Source organism: Parvimonas micra (genome assembly GCF_021300775.1).
GTDB lineage: Bacteria > Bacillota > Clostridia > Tissierellales > Peptoniphilaceae > Parvimonas.
Map to the genome: position 1 here is coordinate 15,797 of NZ_JAJTJP010000003.1, position 13,001 is coordinate 28,797.

The 13,001-nt window shown below is 25.6% G+C and carries 6 protein-coding genes; all 6 read right to left on the bottom strand.

Annotation, left to right across the window (positions count from 1 at the left end):
- Positions 1-124: 124 nt before the first annotated feature.
- Positions 125-3,910 (bottom strand): helicase-exonuclease AddAB subunit AddA, encoded by a 3,786-nt coding sequence (addA, locus tag LW893_RS05335; RefSeq protein ID WP_233056270.1) that lies wholly within the window; start codon positions 3,908-3,910, stop codon positions 125-127.
- Positions 3,910-7,368: a PD-(D/E)XK nuclease family protein gene (locus tag LW893_RS05340; RefSeq protein ID WP_233056271.1), complete on the bottom strand. Its 3,459-nt coding sequence runs from the start codon at positions 7,366-7,368 to the stop codon at positions 3,910-3,912. The genes addA and LW893_RS05340 overlap by 1 nt, the downstream gene beginning before the upstream one ends.
- Before the next feature lie 198 nt (positions 7,369-7,566).
- Positions 7,567-9,123: an ATP-binding cassette domain-containing protein gene (locus tag LW893_RS05345; RefSeq protein ID WP_233056272.1), complete on the bottom strand. Its 1,557-nt coding sequence runs from the start codon at positions 9,121-9,123 to the stop codon at positions 7,567-7,569.
- Positions 9,124-9,285: a hypothetical protein gene (locus LW893_RS05350; protein WP_233056273.1), complete on the bottom strand. Its 162-nt coding sequence runs from the start codon at positions 9,283-9,285 to the stop codon at positions 9,124-9,126.
- Positions 9,286-9,392: 107 nt separating this feature from the next.
- Positions 9,393-11,225 carry an ABC transporter ATP-binding protein gene (locus LW893_RS05355; protein WP_233056274.1) on the bottom strand — a complete coding sequence of 611 codons (1,833 nt, stop codon included), beginning with the start codon at positions 11,223-11,225 and terminating at the stop codon, positions 9,393-9,395.
- Entirely contained in the window at positions 11,215-12,954 is a 1,740-nt protein-coding gene (locus LW893_RS05360) for an ABC transporter ATP-binding protein (RefSeq protein ID WP_233056275.1), read from the bottom strand. The genes LW893_RS05355 and LW893_RS05360 overlap by 11 nt, the downstream gene beginning before the upstream one ends.
- Between the last annotated feature and the right edge of the window lie 47 nt (positions 12,955-13,001).

The window sequence follows — 13,001 nt, forward strand, 5'->3', positions numbered from 1 at the left end:
TATAATTATTTTCTTAATTAAATAATTTATTTTCCTGAAATTAATCTAATTTTACATATTTCTAATATGTAATTATATTTTATCTCATTAAAAAATCAAAGTCAAGTTTTGACTTTGATTTTTGCTAAATTTCAACAAATTCATTTATTCCAAAAAGATATAATCCCTTTTTGGCAACTTTTTTGCCGGAAATATCTTCAATTGCAGATTTATATAAATCCAATTGTACTTTATATCTTTCCTTTACTTCTTCAAGATTTTCTTTTGTTACATAATCTGTCTTGTAATCCAATAAAATTATTTCCCCATTTTCATTTTCAAAGAAAAGGTCAATTATGCCGACTACCATAATTTTTTCGTCTTCTGAAATATTTTCATCTCTAAATAGATTTTTCAATTTTATATTATAGTCAATGGCTTTTTCTTTAAATAATTTTTCAGATTTATTTGCAATGTAAATTTCTTTAAAAATATCAGACTGAATAAATTTTACAATCCAATTAATATTTATCGTTTCTGCTTCGTCCAAGCTCATAATATTTTTTTCAACAAATGAATTTATTTGCAACTTTACTTCTTCTCTTATTTTTGAAACATCTTCTGTATCAAATTTTGAAAAGTCTAAAAGTTGCATAGCCAAATGAAAAATAGTTCCTTTTTCTGCAGAATTAAAACCGACTTTTTCCTCACCTTGATGAATGAATGACGGAGTTTTTAAAACAAAATTTTCTTTATAATATTTTTGGTGTTTTTCCTCATCTTCTTCCTGAATCATCTTTTTAATTTCAGAAACAGTAATACTTGATGGCTTGTTTAAAACATTTTTATAAACATATTCTATGTTAAATCTATCTTCTAAGAATTCTTTAACAGTTCGCATTTCTTGTTTAACTTCAATATCATCTTCTTCAGAAATTATTTCATTGGTTTTAATTTCTTCTTTAATTCTTTGATATTCTATAAATTCCTCTGTTTTAGTATTTACATTTAATTGAAATTTCAAGTCTTCATTTCCTAAAAAGTTTTCTTCTCTTCCCAAACAATTCAAACTCTTTCCATAAACTGTAAGATTATCAATAGAACTTAATATCCAATCAAGATAATTATTTATTTTTAGAATTTTATAATTACTTATATTGCCTCTTTCATCAATTCCGGTGCTTATTTCTTCTTTTAAATTCTCATAATCTTTTACTCTTCCGGTTATTATGAGTTTTTCCTTTGCCCTTGTCATTGCGACATAAAGAAGCCTCATTTCTTCAGCAATTTGTTCATTCTTCTTAAATTTTTCAATTTTTTTCTTCATAATGCTGTTGAAAGAAGTTTTTTTATCCATATCATAAACAACAGGACCAAAACCAAGTTTTTGATGTAAAACCAAATTGCTGTCATCGGCTCTAAAATTAAATTTCTTATTCGTATTTGCAAGAAATACAATAGGAAATTCCAAGCCTTTGCTCTTATGAATACTCATTATTTTAACTACATTCGCATCTTCAGAAATTAGTTTTGCCTCTGAAATATCACTTTTTAAACTGATTTTTTGAATATAATTTACAAAATTGAATAATCCCTTATAAGAATTTTTTTCATAATTTTTTGCCTTTTCGAAAAGTAACATAAGATTTGTCTTTCTCTGATCTCCCATATCTAAAAGTCCGACATAATTGTAGTATCCTGTATATTTATATAAAAACCATATTAACTCATCTGCTGAAACTAGAGTTTTCTTTTCTATAAATAGTTTTAAATCGGAAATAAATTTTGAAATTTTTTCTCTTATGCTTGCTCTAATTTCTATATTTTCATCGTCTAATATCTTAGTTAAAAGCTCATAAAATTTTAATTCTCTATCTACAAGTCTTATTTGACTTAATTCTGTTGGTGTAAAATTATAAATTGGAGAATACATAACTGAAAGAAGAGGAATATCTTGCATAGGATTATCTATAATCTTGAGTAAATTGATTATTGTATCTACTTCAAAGGTATCAAAATATCCACCCGTACTCTCTGCATAAATCGGAATATTATATTCTAAAAATACTTCTTCTAAAATTTTTGTATTACTACTTGGAGAACGCATCAAAATAACAATATCTTTATAATCAACTTTTCTATAATCATCAAAATTTTTATCATAAACTTTAAAAGGATTTTCTTTATTGTTCATCATATTGTAGATTGTGTTTGCAATTTTTATATATTCAAGCCTAAAAGATTTCATCTCCTCAAAATCTTCTGAATACTCATCAGTTAAAATTATCTCATCTTCGTCCTCATCATCTGATTTTTCATCAACTAAAAGAATTTCAACAGCACCACCGACATTTTCATCACTTTCTTTAAAACTTGCCATAGGATTTAATCTTTCATCAACAGTATAATCAAGTTCTCCCGTTTCTTTTTTCATTATTTTTGAAAATATTAGATTTGTTCCCTCAAGAATTTCTTTTCTACTTCTAAAATTCGCATAGAGCATTATCTTTCTATTAAAACTGTCAATATCATCCTCTACTCTATAATAATTTTCATATTTTTCCATAAAAATACTTGGATCTGCCTGTCTAAATCTATAAATGCTCTGTTTAACATCTCCAACCATAAATCTATTATTTTCTTTAGCAACTGCTGATAAAAGAATCTCTTGAACTAGGTTGCTGTCTTGATACTCGTCAATAAAAACTTCTGCATATTTTTCTTGATATTCTAAAGCAGTTTTTGATGGTTTAATATTTCCGTCTTCATAAATATCTACAAGTATCTCTAATGCCAAATGTTCAATATCTGAAAAATCTACATAATTAAATTTTTGCTTTCTCTCCCAAAACTTTTCCTTATATTTAATTACAATATCAGAAATAGCACGAACATAAGGATAGATTAAATCACTTTCTATCTTTATATTTTCTAAATCTAAATTTAAAGCTCCAAGTGATTCTTTAATTCCGTCTTTTAAACTATCTATTTCTTTTTTTACTTTATTATATATTTCTTTTACTTCTTCATCACATTTTGAAATTCTAAAACTTCCAAAATCTGAATGTAAAAATTCATAAGATAATTTTTTAAATTCATCAAATTTTGTATTATCCTTTAAAAATGTCTTTAAACTTCCCTTTACAACAGATAAAGCATCCAACAAAGTATTATAGATATTTAAATATTTTTCAAGTTCAGGATAATTTTCAATTCTTTTCAAATTATTTTTAATACTAAGTTCAAAAAATTCCAAATCCATATCTACATATTTTACAATATCCAAGATGTAATTTTCTAAATAAAAATTATCATCCTTTGTACTCGTATTAAAAAATTCTGCCTTTTCATTTAGCCAAATATCTGGAAAAGGATGAGAATTCACAAAATTATTTACATTTAATAAAAGTTGCAAAAGTCCTTCATCCGTATTTTTCTTAACATACCAATCAACTAATCTTAAAAAATTTTCATCATTATTTTCATAAAGCTCTTCAAATAGTTCTTGCATAACTTCTTTTGATAAAACTTCATTTTCACTAGGATCTATTACTTTTATATTGTTATCCAAATTTACCAAATGAGCATAAGATTTCAAAACATCCTTACAAAAAGAGTCAATAGTTGTGATGTCAGCACCACTAAGGAGCATTAATTGTTTTTGAAGATGTTCATTTTCTGGATTTTCTTCAAGTTTCTTTTCAATAGCCTTACTTACTCTTTCTCTCATTTCAGATGCTGCCAATTTTGTAAAAGTTACAACAAGTAATTTATTTATATCTATAGGATTTTTTTCATCTAAAATAAGCTCTATAATTCTTTCAATAAGTACAGCCGTTTTTCCAGAACCTGCTGCAGCGGATACAAGTAAATTAGTATTCCTACTATCTATTACTTGTTTTTGCTCTTTAGTCCACTTTACTTCACTCACTATTTCTCACCTCTTTTCTCTTTATTTTTTAATTCCATTTTTTCAAATACTTCATTTGGTTTGTCTTTTGTTACTAAATTCTTAATATTATTATATTTATTATGTTTTACATCAAATCTACAAATGGATTTATATTTACAATAATCACAAGGCTTTTTATCCTTATACCTGAAAGGTTTTATATCAATATTTCCATCATAGATTTCTTCACAAATATCCTTAGTCTTATTTAAAACAAATTCATTTACTATTTCAAATTCATCAGTTGTCAATCCTAAAGTACCTGCTCCAATTTCTTGACCTTTTGATTTCAATTTGATAGGAAGTATCTCAGAAGTTAATCTATTTTCTTCTAAAGTTTTATCTAGATTCTTTAAAAGTTCCATATCCTTGATAACAAAACCGGTAAGCTTATTTTTCTTAAGTTTTTCACTATAAAAGCTATCATCAGTCATATCAAGCATTTTTGAATATGTTTCAAAACCAACTAAATTTGTAGTAAAATCACTATAAAATAATCCTGCAGGTTTATATCTATCTTTATTTGAAGATAAAATTGCATTCATATATACAAAAAGTTGAAGTTGAAGCCCAGCATAAACTTGATTCAAGTCAATATCTCTTTTTGAAGACTTGTAATCAATAATTCTTAAAAAGTCTGAATTTTCACCTTTAAAAACGTCAATTCTATCAATCTTCCCAACTAATTTAATCTCTTTTCCATTCTTTAAAGTATATGAGATTGGCTTGATAGACTCATCTCCAAATTCCGTTTCAAAACCAGTAGGAATAAAATTACCACGTCTTACTTGTTCAGCCATAATTTCTATACTTTCAACAATATTTTTATGAGTAATACTTGAAAAATATTTATATTTTGGAGAGCTTTCAAGAATAAAATTAGATTTTTCAGCCATTTTTGCCGTTAATTTTTCTACTTCCCTTTGAATAAATTCTCTATCAATTGTATTCCAATCAATGTTATTTTCGTAAACATCTTTAAAAAAGTCGTCAAAAATCTTATGGCAATAAGTTCCGTAATCTGCAGGAGAAAAGTCATAGACTTCTCTTTCCTTTGCTCTAAGTCCATAATTTATAAAATATGAAAAAGGACAACGCACAAAGTTTTCTAATTTTGAAATACTTACATTCCCACTTTCATAAAGGAATGATGTATAATCTTTGATATTTTCTGTTTCTTTTTTGTAGTTTAGTTTATCCTTTAAAATTTCAATCTTATATTTATAATCATCATCTTCCATCAAAAAATCTATGATTTCTTTAAAATTATATTTATCATTTTCACTCATTTTATTTGAATTTAAAGCATCTATATTGGATACTAAAATTTGGTATAACCTCTCTTTAGAGAAAGTTTCAAAAATATCCATAATAGTAAAATTTTTAAAGAAATCTATACTTTCAATTTCTAAATTCTTAAAAAGAAATAGCATCTTTTTAACAAATCTAGAAACTAAAAGACTCTTTCCTTCCAAATCAGAAACAGGATAAGTTATATACAATTTTTCTTTGGCAATACTAAAAGTCTTATAACTTAAAAATTGCTCATCAGTAGTTTTAATTAAATTATTATTTGAAAAATTTAATCCTAAAGTTTTTAAATTTTCTTTTTCATTTTCACTAATTAAATCATTATCAACAATGTTTTTTGGAAAATTCCCATCGTTAACACCCAATACAAAAGCTATTTTTGTAAAAGGCTTTTTCATTCTGTCAACTGTTGTAATAAAGATTTCATCTTTTGAAGGTGGTACAATTCCAAGTTCAATATTTTCAATTTCAGTTTTAATTAAATTTAAAAATTTAGAGTAGGAAATTTTATCATCTCCCATAAATTCAACTAACTCATCTAATATCCCAATGAAACTTCCCCACACTTGAGAATACTCTTTTGCCTTATACAAATTACCTTCATTTTGAAAATCTGTTACAAATTCATTTATTCTATCAAAAAGACCAATTTCCAAAGTGAACTCATATAAGTATTTACAAATATCTTTTACTGTATTTCTACCTTTTAACTTTTCATGTAAATTTTTTATCGGTACTACCACTAAATTTTTAATCTCATTTATCTTTTCAAGTTTTTCATCGTCACTTTCTTCTTCAACACTATGAACGATTGACTTGCTCCACAATTCGTCAAACCAACGATTACCTTTTATATCATTAGCAATTACATAGTTTTCTAGAAGAAAAATATCTTCATTTGAAATTCCAGTTAGACCACTTTTTAAATATCTAAAAACAGAATCATAGGAATAATTTTTATCCTTCATATCTAAAATAGATAGTATTAGAATAATAATTGGATTTTCCATAATTGAAATTTTTTCGTCTAAGAAATAATCAATTTTATAGTCATCAAAAACTCTTTCAATAATATAAGAATATTCTTCTAAACTTCTCATACAAAGAGTTATATCATTATATCTATATTTTTTTGTCTTAACTAATTTTGAAATTTCTTCTGCAATAAAAGAAACTTCATCATAAATATTTTTAAACTTTATAATTCTAATATTTTCAGAATCTTTATAATATGGTTTTGCAGAAAAATCCCCTACACTTTTTTCTAAGAAGGATAAATCATCAGAATTATAATAGCTTTCATTTGAAAGTGAAACATTTCCAAGTAATGGAATACTATGCTTCTCACATATATTTTTAATATTCAAAATTGTAGAATTACTTCTAGCGAACATATTCATTTTTGAATGTAAATTTTTAAAATCAGTTAAAAGAGAAAAATAAATATTTTTTGAAAAATAGATTAACTTTTCAATTACCAAGTATTGAGCAGGAGTAAAGTCCATATATTCGTCAACGAAAATAGTTGCTCCTTTAATACTTTCAAAATCATCAAGTTTTTGGGCAAAAATGTTCAAAGTATCTTCTGTATCAGAGTATTTTTTATCAATTAAATTTTCATAAGACTTATAAATATTATATAAATCTTGCATTTTAAATTTTAAAGACTCGTTTTTAACATTCTCTGTAAGTGAAAAAACATCCATAACCGAAAAATCATTTTGCTTAAACTCTATTATCATATCCATAATATTGTTTACAAAACCCATTTTAAAATCATTAGATTTAAAAGTAATCAAATCTTTTGAAACCAAGTCCATTGCTTTAAAAGTTAAAAGACTTCTAGCACTTGTCGTAAGTCTTCTCTCCTTAAGTCCTCCTACATTGGTAAAGACAATTTTACTTAAAGTTGAAAAACTTACAACTCTAATTCTAAAATTAGGATCAATATTTTTTTCATTTTCAAGCTTTTCACTTAATCTTTTTTCCATTTCATATGTAAATTTTTCCGGAACTAAAATATAAATAGGTTTTTTATCTTCTCTTTTAGCCTCTTCAAAACAAAGCTCTAAAATCTTATCAGTCCTATCTGCTCCAAATCTTCCTGTTATAAATCCAACTGCCACAATAATTACCTCTTTCAATCTGATATGATTATTTTATCATATTTTGATATAACAAAAAAGAGTTCCAGAAGTATTGCTTACTTTTCTTATATCCTAGATTTTATGTGCAATACATTAAGTAACTCTATTTTTTACATCATATTTAATAATTTTAATAAGTATAAACTTCAAAATTCTTAATTCATAACAGACTAATAGTTATATTTTAATAATTTTATCAAATTTATCCAAATAATTTTTATCCCAATTATGAGTTATAACGATTACTATTTTATTTTCAATACTAAAAATCAACTCGTTTATCATCTTGGAATTAATAGGGTCAACAACAGAAGTTGGTTCATCATAAATAACAACGTTAAATTTTCTTATTAATGTACGTGCAATAGCAATTCTACTTGCCTCTCCACCAGATACATTATCATTATTAATTATTTTTTTAGAAAGAGATGTTAAATTTAAAGTTTTTATTAAATATTCCATATACTTTTCATCATATTCTTGAAACATAGAGATATTTTCTTCTAAAGTTGAAGTATATATAAATGGTTTTTGAGGAGCATATGCAATATTTTTATACACTTCATTATAAGATATGTCCTTTAATTCTATCCCACCAATAAGTATATGACCATTGTAATTGACTAATTGCATCAAAATTTTACACAATGTACTTTTTCCACTACCACTTTCTCCAACAATTGCAATTTTTTCTCCTTTATTCATTTCTACATTAAAACTATTTAGTATTCTTTTATTCATTTCTACACTTACATTTTCGAATTTTATAGTACCAAATGGAATATTTTTCATTTTTATATCTTTTGAATTAAAATTTAATATATTATTTATATCTTCAAATATATACTTTACACCTTTAATAATTATAACTTTAGAATGTAATAAATTCAAAGATGGAAATATATAATTTAAAATTTGAGTACTCATCACAATACCACCAACTGATATTTCTCCTATAGCTACAAAAAAAGCTGCTACTAACATACAAAATATTTGTGTACTCATTCCTAAAAATTTTATAATAGCAATAATACTCTGATCATTATTGATTGTACAATATCTAGAATGTTCAAAATCCTCTTCTATTTTCATAATGTTATTAAAAAATTTATATTCTGATAAATTTATTCTAATTCCATCTAATCCTTTGATTACTTCTGAACAAAATAGCACTTGCTTTTGTGAATTATCAACATATTGTTTTTTTCTAATTCCTACTCTTTTTTTAAAAATAGGTACAACAAGTATATGAATAACAGAAATCAAAGACATAATTATAAATAATTTATAATTATAAAATAATAATACTATAGAACCTAATAATATTTTTATTGAATATCCTAAAATGAGAACTATATTTTCAAAATAATCACTTCTCAATATGTTTAGTTCATTTAAAATTAAATTTATATATTTTGAAGATGAATATTTGAGTAGATTTTCATTATTAGCATTAAATATGCTATCATATATATCTCTCTTTAAACATATAATAATATGTTCTAAATATTTGTTTCTAACACGACACTCAAAAACGTCGATAATACATATAAATAACAATACGATAATACAAAAAATTCCATATTTAAACAAATCATATATGTTAAAGTTCATAGCACTATTAACAAAATTTCCCATGCAAAATGATAATAAAATACCACTAATAGCTGAAGACAAATAAAATAAAAACAAAATTATCAATCTAAATCTATTTTTAAAAATATATCTTATCATTTAATTCTCCTTAAAACTTTTTTCCATTTCATATGTAAATTTTCCCGGAACTAAAATATAAATAGGCTTTTTGTCTTCTCTTTTAGCCTCTTCAAAACAAAGTTCTAAAATCTTATCAGTCCTATCTGCTCCAAATCTTCCTGTTATAAATCCTACTGCCACAATAATTACCTCTTTCAATCTGATATGATTATTTTATCATATTTCGAAACAACAAAAAAGATAGTATGTCAAAATAAAAAATTTTGCCACACTATCTTCATATATTTTTAATCCAGTTCAAATTTTCCTGTATATAATTGATAATATCTTCCTTGTTTTTCAATCAATTCATCATGAGTTCCCATTTCTAAAATTTCTCCATTATCCAGAACGATTATTCTATCAGAGTTTGAAATTGTAGAAAGTCTATGAGCAATTATAAATACAGTTCTACCTTCCATTAAAACATACATAGCTTTTTGAACGACATTTTCTGTTTTTGTATCTATTGAAGAAGTAGCCTCATCAAGAATAAGAACAGGTTTGTTTTCAAGTAATGCTCTTGAAATTCCAAGTAGCTGTCTTTGACCTTGAGATAAATTTTCTCCTCCACTTCTTAAGACAGTATCATATTGTTCAGGAAGTTTTTCAATAAATTCATGAGCACCTGTTTTTTTACAAGCTTCGATACATTCTTCTCTTGTAGCATCTAAATGCCCATATCTTAAATTTTCTAAAACTGTTCCAGTAAATAGATTTGTTTCTTGTAAAACAACACCTACATTTTTTCTAAGGTCAGATTTTTTTATAGAATTTACATTTATTCCATCAAATAAAATCTCTCCGCTATTTACATCATAAAATCTATTTATAAGGTTGGCAATTGTAGTTTTACCACTACCAGTAGCACCAACAAGTGCAATTTTTTCGCCTTGTTTTGCAGTTATACTGATATTTTTTAAAACTGTTTTTTCTTTATTATATCCGAAAACAATGTTTTTTATATCAATATTTCCTAGAACTTCTGTTTTTTCTCCGTTTTCTTTTACAAATTCATATTTATCATTTTCATTTGATATTGAGACTTTGCCTTCATCCACTTCCGGTTCTTGGTCAATAAGAGCAAAAACTCTTTCAACACCTGCTAAACCCATTATGATTGAATTTAGTTGCATTGAAACTTGGTTGATATTTCCTGAAAACTGCTTTGTCATATTTAAAAATGGAACTACTATACTTATGCTTATTGCCATACCTGAAAGACTTAAATTATATACATTAAAGTAAATTAAAAGTCCTCCAACAATTGCAACAACAACATATAGAATATTTCCTATATTATTTAAAATTGGTCCAAGTATATTAGCATATGAGTTAGCTTTTTGAGAATCGTCAAATAATTTATCATTTACTTCATTAAATTTTTTCATTGACTCATCTTCATAATTAAAAACTTTTACAACTTTTTGTCCGTAAATCATTTCTTCTAAATAACCTTCAGTTTTACCCAATGATTTTTGTTGCTCAATGAAGTATTTTCTTGAATGTTTACCAACATATTTTGTTACAAGATACATGGCAATAACACCTAATAAAACTGTTAAAGTCATCCAAAAACTAAAATATAACATTATTGCAAAAACTGTAACAACAACCACTAATGATGATAAAACATTTGGTAAACTTTGTGAAATCATCTGTCTTAAAGCATCAACATCATTTGTATAATAACTCATTATATCTCCATGACCTTCAGTATCAAAATACTTCAAAGGAAGAGTCTGCATTTTTACAAACATCTTTTTTCTCATTTGATATAAAGTCCCTTGTGTGATAGTAGCCATTGCAAGACTATATATAGCTGTTAATATCAGTGAAAGGATATCAACTCCAACTAGTATTAAAATTAATCCCATCATTTGTTTTGAAAAAACAGACCATGAAACTGAAGGATCTCTAGCTTCAAGTAAACTAACGATTTTTTGAATAAATAAACTTGGAATTGAACTAATACCAGCGGTAACGACTATTCCTACTAAAACTAAAGGAAATAATACTGGAAAAGCTGTAAATACTTCTTTCATTACTCTGAATAAAGTTGATTTTTTACTATTTTTCATCTACAACCCCTCCTTGTGTTAAGTATAAATCACGATACAATCCATCTTGTTTAACAAGAGTTTCATGATTTCCACTAGCAACTACTTCACCCTTATCAATTACTAGAATTATATCAGCATTTTGTACGGATAATATTCTTTGAGCAATAATAATTTTTGTAGTTTCAGGCATATAAGATTGTAAGCCTCTTCTAATCAACTCATCTGTTTTTGTATCAACAGCAGATGTGGAATCGTCAAAAATTAAAATTTTTGGTTTCTTTAGTAGTGCTCTTGCAATACAAAGTCTTTGTTTTTGACCTCCCGATAGATTTGCTCCACCTTGCTCAATATATTCATCATAACCATTAGGCATTTTGTTTATAATTTCAGTTGCTTGAGCAATATTACAAACTAAATCAAGTTCTTCATCAGTTGCATTTTTGTTTCCCCATTTTAAATTTTCTCTAATTGTTCCAGAGAATAGAGTATTTTTTTGAAGAACCATACCTACTTCTTCTCTTAATAATTCAATGTCTATATTTTCTATTTTTGTATTGTCAATTAAAATTTCTCCAGAATTAATATCGTAAAGTCTTGGAATAAGTTGTACCAATGTACTCTTTCCTGAACCAGTAACTCCTATTATACCAACAGTACTGCCTGAAGGAATTTTAAATGAAACATCATTTATTACATTTTCAATAGCATCTTCTGAATATTTAAACACTACATTTTTAAATTCAATTTCTCCACTATTTAATTTTTTGTGAAGTGACTTTTCATCTGTTATTGTAGATTCTGTATTTAAAACTTCAGAAATTCTCTTAGAAGATTCCATCGCCATTGTTATCATAACTAGAACCATTGAGAACATCATTAAACTACTCAAAATCATAAAGCTATAAGTCATAAGGGCAGATATTTGTCCAACATTAAAACTTGGATTAACCCCTGATACTATAACATAAGAACCTAGAAATAAAATCAAAACAGTATCTACATACAAACAAAATAGCATAAGTGGTGCATTCAATGATATTATTTTTTCTGCAAAAGTAAAATTATCTTTTACTTCCGTTGCAACTTTATCAAATTTATCAATTTCGAAATCTTCACGAACTAATGATTTTACAAGTCTTATCGCTTTAATATTTTCTTGAATAGTATTATTCATATCGTCATATTTATAAAATATTTGTTTGAAAATTTTCATAGCTTTTATAATAATAAATGCAAGGCCAATTAAAAGTATCGGAACAACTATTACAAAAATAAATGCAAGTTTTCCACCCATAATAAAGGACATAACAAATGAGAAAACAAACATAAAAGGACTTCTAATAGCCAATCTAATTATCATCATAAATGCATTTTGAACATTTGTAACATCAGTTGTAAGTCTTGTAAGTAATGATGAATTAGAAAAAGAATCTATATTTTCAAATGAAAATCCTTGAACTTTTTCAAAAATATCCTTTCTTAAATTTCTAGCAAAGCCAGAAGACGCAACAGCACTTTTTTTACCTGCCAAGATTCCAAAAGCTAAAGAAAGCATCGCCATTACAACTAAAATTAATCCTTGATTAAATAATTCACTAATTGGAACATTTGACCTTATACCATTTACCAGATTTGCAAGAATAAAAGGAATTATACATTCCATAATAACTTCTAAAACAATATAAATAACAGACATTATCGAGTCCTTTTTAAATTCTCTTATACTACCACTTAAAGTCTTTATCATAAACTCCCTCCATAATTATGTACTTAAATATAAAAAAACTTAAATAT